Genomic DNA, 15,128 nt, shown 5'->3' on the forward strand with positions numbered 1-15,128 from the left:
CGGCGGACGGATGACAGACGGCGGATGACGGATTCCGACATCCGTCATCCCTCCGCCGTCACCCGCCACCCCCGGGGAGAGTCCGGTCACTCCTCCCCGGGGGTTCGCGTATTCGCATGGTGAAAGCCCGCCCCGACGGGCATGCTGCTGCTCTGCACCCGAGGAGGAGTCACCATGGCCCAGGTCACCATCACACTCGATGCGAACCTCGCGATCGACGCGATGCTGCTCTCCGGCACCAAGAACCCGCAGGACGCCGTCGAACTGGTCGTGCGCGACTACCTGGCCCGCGGCCGCCGCACCGAGACCCGGACCGGCGACGCGGCCGACGGCCACCGACTCACCGCCGACCGCCCGGCCGCCCAGGAAGGCTGACCGGCCGAAGCGAGCGGGCGGACGCCGAAGGGCCCCGGAGAGCAACTGCCCTCCGGGGCCCTTCAATTGACCGTCCGGTACCGGTGCTCAGCGCGCGCAGGCCCCGGTGGACCCGCGCATCACCAGCTCCGGCTGGAACATGAACTCCCCGCGCTGGGCGGCGTTCCCGCTGACCTCCTCCAGCAGCGCGTCCACCGCAGCCGTGGCCATCGCCTCGACCGGCTGGCGGATCGTGGTCAACGGCGGTTCGGTGAAGGCGATCAGCGGCGAGTCGTCGAAGCCGACCACCGAGACGTCCTGCGGCACCGACAGCCCGCGCTGCCGCACCGCCCGGATCGCCCCGAGCGCCATCATGTCGCTCCCGCAGACGATCGCCGTGCAGCCCTTGTCGAGCAGCGCGCCGGCCGCCGCGTGCCCGCCCTCCACGCTGAACAGCGTGTGGTGGACGAGTTCCTCGGCCTCCTCCCGGCTGCGCCCGAGCACCTCGCGCATCGCGGCGGTGAAGCCCTCGATCTTGCGCAGCACCGGCACGTACCGCCGTTGCCCGACCGCCAGCCCGATCCGCTCGTGCCCGAGTTCGGCCAGGTGCTGGACGGCCATCCACATCGCGGCCCGGTCGTCCGGCGAGATGAACGGCGCGTCGATCCGCTCGCTGTACCCGTTGATCAGCACGAACGGCACCCCGCGCCCGGCCAGCCGGGCGTACCGGTCATGGTCGGCGGTGGAGTCGGCATGCAGCCCGGAGACGAAGACGATGCCCGCCACGCCCCGGTCGACCAGCATCTCCACCAGTTCGTCCTCGGTGGACCCACCCGGCGTCTGGGTGCACAGCACCGGCGTGTAGCCGTGCCGGCTGAGCACCTGCTCGATCACCTGCGCCAGCGCGGGGAAGATCGGGTTGCTCAGCTCCGGCGTGATCAGCCCGATCAGCCCGGCGCTTCGCTGGCGCAGCCGGGTCGGCCGCTCGTAGCCGAGCACGTCCAGCGCGGCCAGCACGGTCTGCCGGGTCGCGGCGGAGACGTTCGCCTTGCCGTTGAGTACGCGGGAGACGGTGGCTTCGCTGACCCCCGCCTGCGCCGCGATGTCTGAGAGTCGCGCCGTAGTCACGGGCCCAGAGCCTATTGCACCCATGTCAGACCGCCCACCAGCCGGTGCTGTCCGGAGCGAGCACCGTCTCGCCGCCGTCCACCACGAGTTCGGTCGAGCCGAGCAGCAGTCGACCGGGCGCCGCTATCCGCACCGGCTCGCCAGTGGTGTTCACGGTACAGACGAAGGACCCGCGCCGGAAGGCCAGGGTGCCCTCGGGCGCCTCCAGCCACTCGACGTCCGTCCCCGCGCCCAGGTCGGGCTGCGACCGGCGGACGGCCAGCGCGCTGCGGTAGAGCTCCAGGGTGGACGTCGGGTCACCGGTCTGCGCCTCGACGCTCAGTGCGGCCCACTCGGCCGGCTGCGGCAGCCAGGACGGCCCGCCCGCCACCGGTCCGAAGCCGTACGGGGCCTCGGCGCCGGACCACGGGATCGGGACGCGGCAGCCGTCGCGGTAGCCGTCCTGACCGGCCTGACGGAAGAAGGACGGGTCCTGGCGGACCTCGTCCGGCAGGTCCGTGACGTCCGGCAGGCCGAGCTCCTCGCCCTGGTAGACGTACGCGGAGCCGGGCAGCGCGAGCATCAGCAGGGTGGCGGCGCGGGCCCTGCGCAGACCCAGCGAACGGTCACCGGGGGTGCGGATCTGGGTGCCGAGGCCGGGCTCGTTGGCGAAGCGGGTGGCGTGCCGGGTGACGTCGTGGTTGGACAGCACCCAGGTGGTGGGGGCGTCGACCGGGCGCATCGAGTCGAGCGACAGGTCGATCACCTCGCGCAGCGCGGCCGCGTCCCAATCGGTGCCCAGATACTGGAAGTTGAAGGCCTGGTGCAGCTCATCGGGGCGGACGTAGTTGGCGGTGCGCTGGACGGTCGGGGTCCAGGCCTCGGCGACGCCGATGCGCTGGCCCGGGTACTCGTCGAGGATCCTGCGCCAGCTGCGGTAGATCTCGTGCACGCCGTCCTGGTCGAAGAACGGCATGACGTCGTTGCCGAGCAGCTTGAGCTGGTCGGCGCCGCCGATGTCGGGCAGGCCTGGGGCCTTGACCAGGCCGTGGGCGACGTCAATGCGGAAGCCGTCCACGCCCATGTCGAGCCAGAACCGCAGGATCGAGCGGAACTCGTCGGCGACGGCCGGGTTGTCCCAGTTGAAGTCGGGCTGCTCGGGGGCGAACAGGTGCAGGTACCAGTCGCCGGAGGTGCCGTCCGGGTTCTCGGTGCGGGTCCAGGCCGGGCCGCCGAAGATGGACTCCCAGTCGTTGGGCGGCAGTTCGCCGTTCTCGCCCTTGCCGGCGCGGAAGTGGTAGCGCTCGCGCAGCGGGGACGCGGGGCCGTCGCGCAGGGCGCGCTGGAACCACTCGTGCTGGTCCGAGGAGTGGTTGGGGACGAGGTCGACGATGATCCGCAGCCCCAGCTCGTGGGCGTCCCGGATCAGGGCGTCGGCGTCCAGCAGGGTCCCGAACATCGGGTCCACGGCGCGGTAGTCGGCGACGTCGTAACCCGCGTCCGCCTGCGGCGAGGCGTAGAACGGGGAGAGCCAGACGGCGTCCACGCCGAGGTCGCACAGGTACGGCAGGCGGCTGCGGATGCCCGGCAGGTCGCCCATGCCGTCCCCGTTGGAGTCGGCGAAGCTGCGCGGGTACACCTGGTAGATGACCGCGTCCCGCCACCAGCCTCTGGACGCGCTGACGTTCGCCTCGTGAGCGGTGTCGGCGGCAGGCCGGGAGGTGTCGGCCAGGTTCTGGGTCATGGACGGTATCCCTTGGGGACTAGAGGAGCGGGGAGCGCTGTGTCTTCGAGGAGCGCAAGGGCCTCGCGAAGTGCCGGGACTTCGTGGAGCGTTACGACTTGGAGGCGCCGGCGGTCAGGCCGGTGACCAGGTGGCGCTGCACCAGGTAGAAGAAGGCCGCCGACGGGATCGCGATCAGCACGGCGGTCGCGGCCATCAGGTTCCACTGGGCGTCGTGCTCGCTGACGAAGGTCTGCAGGCCGACGGCCAGCGTGTACTTGTCGGAGCTGAGCATGAAGGTGGAGGCGAACGGCACCTCGGCCCAGTAGGTGAGGAAGGAGTAGAAGGCGGCCACCGCCAGGCCCGGGCGGGCGAGCGGCAGCACCAGCCGCCAGAAGGTGCCGAACGGGCTGAGCCCGTCGACCCGGCCGGCCTCGTCGATCTCCACCGGGATGGTGTCGAAGTAGCCCTTCAGCAGCCAGGCGCAGTACGGCACGGTGGTGGTCGAGTAGACCAGGATCAGGCCGGTGTAGCTGTCCAGCAGGCCGAGTTCGGAGAGCATCGTGTACATCGGCACGATCAGCACGGCGATCGGGAACATCTGGGTGACCAGCAGCGACCACATCAGCGGCTTGTGCCCGGGGAACTTCATCCGGGAGACGGCGTAGCCGGTGGTGGCGGCGAGCATGACGCCGAACACGGTGGTGATGCCGGAGACCAGCAGGGCGTTGCCGAACCAGGTGAAGAAGTCGGTGTCGCCCAGCACGTGCTGGTAGTTCGACAGCGTGAGCTTGTCGAAGATCTGGCCGGGGTGGAGGTAGTCGGTCTTGTCCGGCCCGAGCGAGATGAAGAGGATCCACGCGACCGGGAACAGCGCGATCAGGCTGGCGACGATCAATGCGCCGTGGGACAGCGCCTTGGACAGCGGGCTGCTCTCGCCGCGCAGGCGGGCCTTGACGGGCCGGGCGGTGGGCGCCGCGGTCGCCGCGGCGGCGGGGCGTTCGGTGGTGGTGCTCATCGGGGTTACCTGCCTTCGTGGGTCAACTGGGTCCGGGGCCTCAGCCGTTGGCCTGCTCGTTGCGGGCGAGCCAGCGCCGGTAGAAGGCGGTGAAGACGATCAGGATGGACAGCAGGATCACGCCGTAGGCGGCGGACTGCGCGAAATCCTGGGGAATCTGACCGAAGGCGAGGCGGTAGGCCCAGGTGACCAGCAGCTGGGCGTCGGGGGCGCCCTTGCCGAAGAGCAGGAAGATGACGTTGAACTGGTTGAAGGTCCAGATCACGCCCAGCAGCACCACGGTGGAGGAGACGGTGCGCAGCCCGGGCAGGGTGACGTAACGGAACTGCTGCCAGCGGGTGGCGCCGTCCATCTCGGCGGCCTCGTACAGCTCGGCCGGGATCGACTGCAGGCCGCCGAGCAGCGAGATCATCATGAACGGCACGCCGGCCCAGGTGTTCACCAGGATCGCGGCCGCCTTCTGCGCCCACGGGTCGGTGAGCCAGCCGGGCTCGGGCAGGTGGAGGGCGGAGAGCGCGCTGTTGATGACGCCGCCGTCGGAGAGCATCAGGCGCCAGGAGAAGACGGTGACGAAGGTCGGCACGGCCCAGGGCAGGATGAGCAGCATCCGGTAGGCGGCGCGCCCGCGCAGCTTCTTGTTGAGCAGCAGGGCGAGGCCGAGGCCGAGGGTGTAGTGCAGGCAGACGCAGACGGCCGTCCAGGCGATGGTCCAGACGAAGTGCGACCAGAAGCGGTCGTACGAGCCGGGGCCCCACAGGATGTCGGCGTAGTTGTGGAAGCCGACGAAGTTGTAGCTCGCCGGGATCTCGTTGACGCCGATCTTGCGGGCGACGTTGAGGCTGTTGGCGTCGGTGAGGGTGAGCCAGATGCCTTCGGCGAGCGGGTAGAGCACCAGCACACCGAGCACCAGCACGACCGGGGCGATCATCGCGTAGGCGTACCAGTGCTTGGCGTAGGAGCGCTTGAGGCGTTCCAGCAGGCCCGGACGCTGCTCGCGCTCCCGGCTGCCCTTGCCGGTGGCACCCTGCACGGCGACTGACATCGTTTGCACCTTCTCGGGGGGAATTCTCGGGGAAGCCGAACGGCCCGGCCTGCCGTACGGTCGGCAGGCCGGGCGCGGGGACTACTTGGCGAAGCCCGGCAGGAGCTTGGCGTAGTCGGTGGAGACGGTGTTCAGCGCGTCCTGGGTGCTGGTGCCCTGGAGCGCCTTGCCCAGGTTCTCGCCGAGCGAGGCGAACAGCGAGCTGTACTCGGGCAGTTCGGGGCGGGGCTTGGCGCTGCTCAGGATGCCCTGGAAGCCGGCGATGCCCGGGTCGGCCTTGACGTCGGCGGTGAAGGCGTCGGAGCGGGTCGGCAGGGTGGAGTTCTTCTGCGCGATGAAGGCCTGGCTCTCGGCCGAGGTCATGAAGGCGGCGAACTTCTCGGCGGCGGCCTTGTGGGCCTTGTCGGCACCGGCGTAGACGGAGATGTTGTGGCCGCCGGTGGGGGCGCCGGCCTTGCCGCCGGAGCCGGCCGGGACGGGGGCGATGCCGAGGTTCTTCTTGTCGGCGAAGGCGGAGCCCTTGTAGATGTTGGTGATCTCCCAGGGGCCCTGGATGATCGCCGCGACCTTGCCGCTGTTGAAGGCGTCCATCATGTGGGCGTAGGCGTCGGTGGTGACGTCGGCCTTGGCCATGCCGGGCGCGGTGAACATCGACTTGTAGGTCTCGACGGCCTTGACGGCCTCCGGCGAGGTGACGGTGATCTTCTTGCCGGCGGCGTCGACGGTGTCGGTGCCCTCGCCGAACAGGAACGGCATCGCGTAGTAGCCGTCGGCGGCCTTCAGCCAGAAGCCGTCCACGCCGGCCTTGTCCTTGACGGCGGCGGCGTCGGTCTTGAGCTCGTCCCAGGTCTTGGGGGCGTCGGTGATGCCGGCCTTGGCGAACAGGTCCTTGTTGTAGAGGAAGCCGAGGGTGTCGGTGACCAGCGGGACGCCGTACAGCTTGCCGTCGTACTTGGCCTGCTGGATCAGGCTGGGCTGGAAGGTGGAGGTGTCGGCGGCAGCCGGGGTGCCGTCCAGCGGCTCCAGGAAGCCGGCCTTGGCGAAGGCGGCGGTCCAGCCGACCTCGGAGCGGAACACGTCCGGCGCGCCCTTGGCCCCCATGGCGGTCTGCAGCTTGTTCTGCGCCTGGTCGAACGGCACGTTGACGAAGTTGACCTTGATGTTCGGGTTGGCCGCCTCGAACTTCTTGGCCAGCTCCTGGTAGGTCGGAGCCTCGTTGGTGGCGTTCGACGTGTCCCAGTACGTGAGGGTGACCGGGCCGTCGGCCTTGCTGTCCGAACCGGAGCCGCCGCTGCTGCCACAGGCAGCCATCGAGACCGCGAGGGCCACAACGAGGGCAGAGGCCGCGATGCCACGCCGCATGAGAACTCCTTGGGAGGGTGGGGGTGCCCGAGATGTTCGGAGACAGGCGCATAATGGCTGCCTCGTGCCGACCGCACCGTTGCTGCCGTCGGGCTCGGAAGGAAGTTAACAGCGGTGAAAGATCGACGGAAAGTCCTTGCAGCAAGTTTCTGCAAGAAATAGCGATCGTTACAGCCGCGTGTCCTGGACGTAGCCGCACGGTAGTTGGCGGCGACGGCGAATGCCCCGCTTCATCCGTTTTGCTCCGGTCTCGGGTAGCCGACAGTGCCACCGTGCGTGGCCGAAAGGTACTTGCAGCAGACTGGGCGCATGCGCATCAGAGCCGTCACCAGGGACGAACTGCCACTGCTGGTCGAGCTGGAGCGGGCCGCCGGAGCGCCCTTCGCCGCGATCGGCATGCCGGAGATCGCCGAGGACGACCCGGGCACGCCCGAGGAACTCGCCCACTACCTCGACCACGGCATCGCGCTGGTCGCGCAGGCCCCCGACGGGACGATCACCGGTTACCTGCTGGCCGAGCCGGTGGACGGCGCCCTGCACATCGAGCAGGTGTCGGTGCACCCCGACCACGCCCGCCGGGGCATCGGCCGGACGCTGATCGAGCACCTCGCCGGGCAGCGGGACGCCGATGCCCCCGCGCTCACCCTGACCACCTTCGCGGACGTCCCCTGGAACGCCCCCTACTACGCCCGCTGCGGTTTCCGCCCGCTGGCCGACGCGGAGCTCACCCCGGGCCTGCGCGAGATCCGCCGCAGGGAGGCGGAGCACGGGCTGGACCGCTGGCCCCGGCTCTGCATGCGCCGGGACCTGCCCGGCGGCGCGGACGCCTAGTCGCGATGCGGACGCCTAGTCGCGATGCGGACGCCTAGTTGGTGCCCAGCCGCAGCACCGTGGTCGAGCGGAACTCCTCCCCCGGCCGCAGCACAGTGCTCGGGAACGCCGGGTGGTGCGGGGAGTCCGGGAAGTGCTGGGTCTCCAGCGCGATCCCGGCGAACGGCCCGTACGGGACCCCGCTCGCGCCGGCGACCGCGCCCTGGAACTTGTTCGCCGTGTAGACCTGGATGCCCGGCTCGGTGGTCAGCACCTCCAGGGTGCGGCCGCTGACCGGGTCCTCCAGCAGCGCGGCCCGCGCCGGTGCGCCGTCCGCCGGACGGGCCCGCAGCACCCAGTTGTGGTCGTAGCCGCCGGGGCCGTCCAGCTGCGGGTGCTCGTCGTGCACCGACTTGCCGATCGGCGTGGCCACGGTGAAGTCGAAGGGGGTGCCGGCCACCGGCTCGGTCCGCCCGTACGGGATCTGCCGCTCGTCGGCCGGGGTGTACTCGTCGGCGTCCAACGTGAGCAGGTGGCCCAGGACGTCACCGCTGCCCTCACCCGCGAGGTTGAAGTAGGCGTGGTTGGTCAGGTTGACGACCGTCGGCTTACTGGTCACCGCGTGGTACGCGATCACCAGCTCGCCGCCCGCGTCCAGGGTGTAGGAGACGGCGACGTCGAGCCCGCCCGGGAAGCCCTGGTCACCGTCCGGGCTGTGCAGCCGCAGCCGCACTCCGCCCTCGATCGGCTCTGCCGCCCACATCCGCTGGGCGAAGCCGTCCGGTCCGCCGTGGATGGTGAGCCCGCCGCCGGTCGGGGCGAGCGGGTGCTCCTCGCCGTCGAGGGTGACCTCGGAGCGGTCGATCCGGTTGGCGTACCGGCCCACCACCGTGCCGTAGTGCCGCGCCGGGCCCAGGATCTGACCCAACTGATCGGTGGACAGCAGCAGTTGGGCCGTGCGGCCGGCACGGTCCGGCGCGCTCAGGGTGTGCAGGGTGGCGCCGAGGGTGAGCACGCTCGCCTCGTACGGACCGGCGGTGAGCGTCCAGCGCTGGATCGCGGCACCGGCGCCCGAGGGTTCGAAGGGTTCCCGCCGCACGCCGGTGGCTTCGCTCGCCATGCCTGCTCCTCACTGGCGACCGCGCCGCCGCCTCCGCCCGGTTCCGGGTCCGTCCATCCGTCAGGAGGCGCTGCCGCAGCCTCCGTGGTGTCCGTCAGCCTAGCGAGGGAGGCGGTAGCGGGGGCGCTCCCACGCCTCCGCGCGCCGCCCGGACGCCACCGTCCGCCGCCCTCGCCGGTCCGCCGCTACTCGCCCTGTTCGTCGCGCGGCTGGGCCGACATCCCCAGCGCCGAGGCGAGGCCGTCCGGCCCGCTGCCCGCCTTGCGGTAGACCGCTGCCAGCCGCCGGTTGACCAGGCTCAGCTGCACCCCCAGCTCGTCGGCGATCCGCTGCGGCGGCACGCCCTGCGCGGCGCGCTTGGCGACCTCCCACTCGGGCCCGCTGAGCGTGTCCCGGAAGTCGCGCTTCTCCAGCCGGTTGGGCCGCAGGCCGTAGTTGGCCAGCTCCCGCCGGGCCTGGTCGACCAGCTTCTCCGCCGAGCAGTGCTGGGCCAGCTCGATGCCCTGGTACAGGTACTCCTGGGCGTCCTCCAGCCGCCCGACCCGGCGCAGCGCAGCGCCCAGGTCGACCAGCGCGACGGCGTGCTCGTAGGCGGCCGGGGACTGCCCCAGGTGCTCCACGGCCTGCTCCAGCAGCTCGACCGCCTGCTCGCCGTTCTCGACCTGCGCCTGTAGCCGCAGCGCGCCGCCGATCGCCGAGGCGGTGCCGAAGCCGCGCGCGTCCTGAACGGCCTTCTGGGCGTAACCACGGGCGCGCTCGGGCTCGTCGTCCGCGATCGCGACGGCCAGGTGCCCGGCCCAGGGCGCCCAGACGGTGTTGCGCCAGCCGCGGATCTCCAGCTGGGCGCCGGCCTCGGTGAGCGCGGCGGCCGCGCCCGCGTGGCGCTTCATGGCGATCAGCAGCTTGCCGTACAGCGAGGCCGCGTCCGGCAGCACCATGGCGGTGGCGTGGTACGGCGGGTGGAAGCCGAACTCGCTGGCCAGCGTCCAGGCCTCCTCGACCCGGCCGCGGGCGATCAGGGTGTCCACCAGCACGCCGACCGCGTCCCAGGCCAGCGGCAGCTTCTTGCCGACCCGCTCGGAGATGCGGTGGGCCCGGCGCAGGAAGTCCTCGGCCTCGGCGAGCAGGCCGCGGCGGAACCGGGCCAGGCCCATCAGGAAGTACGCGAAGCCCCGGTGGGCGCCGCTCCAACCGGCGATCTCGAACTGGATGATGGCGTCCGCGAACAGCCGCTCGGCCTGGGCGATGCGGTCGTTGTAGATGTAGGTGAGGCCGAGCATCGAGGGCAGTTCGAAGCCCCAGGTGGTGTCGGTCCAGCCGAGGCCCTTGGGCAGCCGGCCGCCTTCGAGGACCTCGTCGGCGAGCGCGAGCGCCTCGGAGGAGGGGGCGCCGCGCAGGGTCAGGTCCCAGGCGCGCATGGCGAGTACCGCCCGGTCGGCGGCCTCGCGGCCGGCCAGGCTCCGGCACATCTCGCCCAGCCGGGCGGAGCGGCCGGAGCCGTCCTCCTCGGACTTGCGGAAGGCGTGCCACATGAACGAGGCGGCCTGGAGGCGCTGCCGCCCGGCCGGGTCGTCGGTCTGCTCGGCCTCCTGCTGGCAGACCAGCGCGGCCTGGCCCAGCTCGCCGCTGTGGGCGAGCACCTCGGAGAGCCGGAAAGTGGCGTCCACCCGCAGTTCGGGGCGCAGCGGCACCTCGTCGGGGTCGAGCGCGAGCTTGAGCTGGTTGACGGTGGCGACCGGGTCGGTGAGCAGTGCCGAGCAGCCGAGTTCGTACAGCACCTCGGCCTTGATCGCGTCGGCGGGCGGCTCGTTGAGCGCGCGGTGCAGGCAGCGCTGGGCGGCCTCGGGGGCGCCGATCAGCTGGTGTTCGACGGCGGCGCGGCGCAGCTTCTTGACGATCCGGTCGTCGCCCTCGCCGGAGTGGGTCTCGACCAGGTGGCGGGAGGCGGCGAGCAGGCCGAGTCCGGCGTTCTCGATCTCGGCGGCGGCGATGCCGTGCATGCCGAGGCGGGTGGCCTCCGGCATGGTGTTGTAGATGGAGCTGGCGATCAGCGGGTGGACGAACTCCAGGTTCCCGCTGGGGACCTGGGTGAGCACGCGCTGCTTGCGCAGTTGCTTGATGGAGTCGCGCGCGCCCTCGGCGCTCTGGGTGGAGATCCGGGTGGCGAGGTCGACCCGGATGTCGGTGCCCAGCATGGCGCAGGCCCAGGCGAAGCGCAGGGTGCTGGCGCCGAGCCGGTCCAGCCAGCTCTTGAGGGTCATCCCGGTGGCGTCGACGGCGAGTTCGCGCAGCTGCCGGGAGTTCTCCTCGACCGGTTCGAGCTCCTGGTCGCGGACCTGGTCGAGCAGGGCGACGACCTCGAAGGGGTTGCCGTTGACGACGTTCCAGAACTCGTAGCAGAAGGCGTCCTCGGCCTTGTCGCCGAGTTCGGCGCGGATCATGTCGGTGACGGAGCTGAGGTTGAGCCGGTTGAGTTCGTGCTTGCGCCCCTTGAGGCCGAGGATGTCCCGTCGGAGGTCCTGGGTCTCAGTGGGCCAGTCGTTCTCGTCCTCACGGAAGGCGAAGACGAGCAGGACGGGCAGTTCGCCGGAGCGGACGGCGAACTTGGCGAGCCAGGCGAGGGATTCGGCGTCGGCCCAGTGCAGGTCGTCGACGATCATCACCATCGGCGCACGGCGCGGTGCGAGCTGGGTCAGCACGTAGTCGAGGCCGTCGCGCACGCCCTGGGGGTCGAGCCGGCGGGCGCCGGCCTTGGGCTGCTTGAGGCCCATGGCCGGTCCGACGACCTCCTCCCAGGTGCCCATGACCTGGCGGAACTCGTCCTCGTTCAGATCGCTGAGCACGGGCTGGAGCAGCTGGCGCAGCACGTGGTACGGCTCCTTGAACTGCCGTTCGCCGCCTCGGGCGAACAGCACGCAGGTGCCCTCGCGGAGTTTGGCGATCCGTCGGACCTCGTGCAGCAGGCTGGTCTTGCCGATGCCCGGGCGGCCGGAGAAGGCCAGCAGGTCGCCGATCTCGGTGCCACCGGTGGCGAATTCGCGGCAGAGCCGGTCGATGGCCGCTTCCACCGAACGCAGTTCGGCGTCGCGGTCGCGCAGCCTGACCCTGGGCGCGGCCCCGTCGCCGTCCCGGCCGGAACCGGTTCCCGTCCGAAGTTCGTTGTCCTGCTCGGTCACCGTCGCGCCTCCGCCTCACCGGCTAGCGGCGCGGCTCGACCACTGCCCGTGGGAGCCGCTCCGTCACTGTTCGTGGAGCCGAGGTTAGCGCCGTGTGCGGCTCGCTGTGCGGCATTCGCCCAGGCTGGGGCGGACGGTGAGGGTTCGGAGAGTTTGCCAAGGGCAATTGCCCTATATCCCTAACGTCCGATCATTGCATCAGATACCCTACGGCCCGCGAGGCGCTGATGATCTTGCACAGTCACCCTCACCGTCCCAGCCTCGCCGCGCCAACTCCCCCCACGGCCAATGATCGAACCACAAGCGCCCCCACCCTCCGCTGCACCGGGAGTCCGATGTCTGACGACACCTCACTTCAGATTCCGTTCCCGTACCGCCGCAGTCCGCACGGCCCGTACGCCACCAAGCTGCACCGGGACTGGCTGATCCGCCACCCGCTGCTACCCGACGCCGACCACCCCGGCTACGCCCACTGGGAGGTGGTCGACCTCGCCGCGCTCGGCTACCCGGACGCCGGTCCGGACGAACTCGCCCTGGCGGCCGACCTGATGGGCTTCTACTTCCTCTTCGACGACCAGTTCGACGGCCCGCTCGGCCGTCGGCCCACCGAGGTCGCCCCGATCTGCGAGCGGCTGATCGCCGTCCTGCACGGCGCGCGCCCCGACCCGGACTCCGCCGTCGAGGCGGCCTTCGCCGACCTGTGGAACCGCAGCGTGCACGGCATGCCGGCCCGCTGGCAGGCCCGCGCGGCCTACAACTGGGAGTACTACTTCGCCAGTCACCCGGCCGAGGCGGCGGGCCGCATCTCGGCGCGGCCGCCGGACCGGGCCGGCTACCTCGAACTCAGACGGGGCACCGCGGCGATGGAGACCATCTTCGACATGGTCGAGCGGCTCGGCCAGTTCGAGGTCCCCGCCGCCGTCCTGCACCACCCGGTGCTGCGTCAACTCCGGCAGCTGGCCGCCGACATACCGTCGCTCAGCAACGACGTGCGGTCCTTCCCGCTGGAGGCGCCGCGCGGGGACGTCAACAACCTGGTCATGATCGTCCAGCGTGAGCGCCGCTGCTCGGCCGAGGAGGCCTGTGCGGCGGTGATGGCGGAGGCTCAGCTGCTGGTCGAGCGCTGCGCCGAGCTGCACGAGCGGCTGCCGGACGTCTACCGGGAGCTGGGCCTGTCCCGGATCGAGTGCGCGATCGCCCAGCGGTACGCGGAAGGACTGCTCACCTGGCTGGCGGGCTACCTGAGTTGGGAGGCCCGCACCGGCCGGTACCACGTGGTCTGACGCGCGCCCCCGGCAGACGCCACGACGACCGGAACGCACACCCTCCGTATGATGCGAGCGAACAGACCGTAGCCGCGCCCGCGTTCGGCGGCTATCGTGCTCACGGTGGACGCCCCCCGCGGGGCGCCCGACCCGCACAGGCACTCCACACGCTCCGGCCGGACCACCCCCGGAGGGGAGGTCCGGCACGCCACCCCGGCCACGATCGGGCGGCGCCCGACGTCGCGAGGAGACACAGAGCTTGACTTCCTCCTCCGGTCGAAGCCGGGGAAGTCCAACCCTCGCGGGTCGGGCCTTCCGCTTCACGGCCGGTCGCCGACCCGGGGTTGCCGACGGAGGGACGGTGCGCCGCCCATCGGTCTTGCACCGGCTCCACGGACCCGACCTCCCGCCGGCCCGGCGGCAGGCCGGACCGCAATTCGGTTTTCGCTCCGACCGACCGTAACCAATCCATCACGCCAAGTGATCACTCGGAGGTATCAGATGACGGTCTACCAGCCCCCCGGCGCGCCCGGCAGCATCGTCGCCTACCGCTCCCGGTACGAGCACTGGATCAACGGCGGTTGGACGCCTCCGGTGCGCGGCGAGTACTTCGGCGACCCGACCCCGGTCACCGGCGAGGTGTTCACCGAGGTGGCCCGCGGCACCGCCGAGGACATCGAGGCCGCCCTGGACGCGGCCCACGCCGCCGCGCCGGCCTGGGGCCGCACCTCCGCCGCCGACCGGGCGCAGGTGCTGCTGCGGATGGCCGACCGGATGGAGGCCAACCTGGAGCAGCTGGCCGTCGCGGAGAGCTGGGAGAACGGCAAGCCGGTGCGCGAGACGCTGGCCGCCGACCTCCCGCTCGCCGTCGACCACCTGCGCTACTTCGCCGGTGCGCTGCGGGCCCAGGAGGGCAGCCTCTCCCAGCTGGACGAGGACACCGTGGCCTACCACTTCCACGAGCCGCTGGGTGTGGTCGGCCAGATCATCCCGTGGAACTTCCCGATCCTGATGGCGGTCTGGAAGCTGGCCCCGGCACTGGCGGCCGGCAACGCGGTGGTGCTCAAGCCCGCCGAGCAGACCCCGGCCTCGGTGCTGCTGCTGGCCGAGCTGACCGCCGACCTGCTCCCGCCCGGCGTGGTCAACATCGTCACCGGTTTCGGCGAGGAGGCCGGCGCCCCGCTGGCCGCCAGCACGCGGGTGCGCAAGCTCGCCTTCACCGGCGAGACCGGCACCGGCCGGCTGATCTCCCGCGCCGCCGCCGACAACCTGATCCCGGTCACCCTGGAGCTCGGCGGCAAGAGCCCCAACCTGTTCTTCGCGGACGTCGCCGCCGCCGACGACGCCTTCTACGACAAGGCCGTCGAGGGCTTCGCGATGTTCGCCCTCAACCAGGGCGAGGTCTGCACCTGCCCCAGCCGCGCGCTGATCGAGTCCTCCGTCTACGAGCGGCTGCTCGGCGACGGCCTGGAGCGGGTGCGCGCGATGCGCCAGGGCAACCCGCTGGACACCGACACCCAGATCGGCGCGCAGGCCAGCGCCGAACAGCTGAAGAAGATCCTCTCCTACTTCGAGATCGGCCAGGCCGAGGGCGCCAAGGTCCTGGTCGGCGGCGAGCGGGCCGACCTCGGCGGCTCGCTGGCCGGCGGGTACTACGTGACGCCGACGGTCTTCGAGGGCGTCAACAGCATGCGGGTCTTCCAGGAGGAGATCTTCGGCCCGGTCGTCTCGGTCACCCGCTTCGACGGCTTCGACGAGGCGGTCACGCTCGCCAACGACACCCAGTACGGGCTCGGCGCGGGCGTGTGGACCCGCGACATCAACACCGCCCACCGGGCTGGACGCGCCATCCAGGCGGGCCGGGTCTGGACGAACTGCTACCACGCCTACCCGGCCCACGCGGCCTTCGGCGGCTACAAGAACTCCGGCATCGGCCGGGAGAACCACAAGGCGCTGCTGGAGCACTACCAGCAGACCAAGAACCTGCTGGTCAGCTACTCCCCCGACGCGGTCGGCTTCTTCTAGGCCGCCCCGGGACAGGAGTGGAGGGGGGGGGCCGGGGCGGGGCGCCCCCCCCCCCCCCCCCCCCCCGGGGGGGGGGGGGGGGCCAAAAGCCGGGTGCGGGGTACAAAAACAACAAAACCCCCCATT

11 protein-coding genes are annotated in these 15,128 nt (G+C 71.2%); 4 read left to right on the plus strand and 7 right to left on the minus strand.

The features are described 5' to 3' along the window. Positions 1-174: 174 nt before the first annotated feature. Positions 175-375, plus strand: a complete 201-nt coding sequence (locus tag ABZW30_RS40125; RefSeq protein ID WP_355676243.1) for a hypothetical protein — start codon at positions 175-177, stop codon at positions 373-375. An 87-nt stretch (positions 376-462) separates the two neighbouring features. Here the strand turns inward: ABZW30_RS40125 and ABZW30_RS40130 are convergent, their stop codons facing one another. The 5 genes from ABZW30_RS40130 to ABZW30_RS40150 form a co-directional block, all read right to left on the minus strand. Continuing rightward, a complete protein-coding gene (locus tag ABZW30_RS40130; protein WP_355676244.1) occupies positions 463-1,506 on the minus strand; it encodes a LacI family DNA-binding transcriptional regulator in 1,044 nt (347 codons plus the stop codon). Position 1,507: 1 nt separating this feature from the next. Beyond that, entirely contained in the window at positions 1,508-3,205 is a 1,698-nt protein-coding gene (locus ABZW30_RS40135) for a glycoside hydrolase family 13 protein (RefSeq protein ID WP_355676245.1), read from the minus strand. A gap of 91 nt (positions 3,206-3,296) precedes the next feature. Next, positions 3,297-4,202, minus strand: coding sequence for a carbohydrate ABC transporter permease (locus ABZW30_RS40140; protein WP_355676246.1), 906 nt, complete (start codon positions 4,200-4,202; stop codon positions 3,297-3,299). A gap of 40 nt (positions 4,203-4,242) precedes the next feature. Continuing rightward, the gene (locus ABZW30_RS40145) at positions 4,243-5,244 is read right to left on the minus strand and encodes a sugar ABC transporter permease (protein WP_355676247.1); all 1,002 of its coding nucleotides are present in this window, start codon (positions 5,242-5,244) and stop codon (positions 4,243-4,245) included. A gap of 81 nt (positions 5,245-5,325) precedes the next feature. Beyond that, positions 5,326-6,606, minus strand: a complete 1,281-nt coding sequence (locus ABZW30_RS40150; protein WP_355676248.1) for an extracellular solute-binding protein — start codon at positions 6,604-6,606, stop codon at positions 5,326-5,328. A 309-nt stretch (positions 6,607-6,915) separates the two neighbouring features. Between ABZW30_RS40150 and ABZW30_RS40155 the strand changes: the two genes are divergently transcribed. Beyond that, positions 6,916-7,437 (plus strand): GNAT family N-acetyltransferase, encoded by a 522-nt coding sequence (locus ABZW30_RS40155; protein WP_355676249.1) that lies wholly within the window; start codon positions 6,916-6,918, stop codon positions 7,435-7,437. A gap of 34 nt (positions 7,438-7,471) precedes the next feature. On the opposite strand, the gene ABZW30_RS40160 is transcribed toward ABZW30_RS40155, so the two are convergent. Both ABZW30_RS40160 and ABZW30_RS40165 read right to left on the minus strand, forming a co-directional pair. Beyond that, entirely contained in the window at positions 7,472-8,536 is a 1,065-nt protein-coding gene (locus ABZW30_RS40160) for an aldose epimerase family protein (protein WP_355676250.1), read from the minus strand. Between the two features lie 185 nt (positions 8,537-8,721). Beyond that, positions 8,722-11,712 (minus strand): AAA family ATPase, encoded by a 2,991-nt coding sequence (locus ABZW30_RS40165; RefSeq protein WP_355676251.1) that lies wholly within the window; start codon positions 11,710-11,712, stop codon positions 8,722-8,724. Positions 11,713-12,047: 335 nt separating this feature from the next. Here ABZW30_RS40165 and ABZW30_RS40170 point away from each other — a divergent pair, with 335 nt between their 5' ends. After that, the gene (locus ABZW30_RS40170) at positions 12,048-12,995 is read left to right on the plus strand and encodes a terpene cyclase (RefSeq protein WP_355676252.1); all 948 of its coding nucleotides are present in this window, start codon (positions 12,048-12,050) and stop codon (positions 12,993-12,995) included. A gap of 483 nt (positions 12,996-13,478) precedes the next feature. Then, a complete protein-coding gene (locus ABZW30_RS40175; protein ID WP_355676253.1) occupies positions 13,479-15,002 on the plus strand; it encodes an aldehyde dehydrogenase family protein in 1,524 nt (507 codons plus the stop codon). The last annotated feature ends 126 nt before the right edge of the window (positions 15,003-15,128 follow it).

It is taken from the genome of Kitasatospora sp. NPDC004669, assembly GCF_040609455.1.
In the GTDB taxonomy this organism is placed as follows: Bacteria; Actinomycetota; Actinomycetes; order Streptomycetales; family Streptomycetaceae; genus Kitasatospora.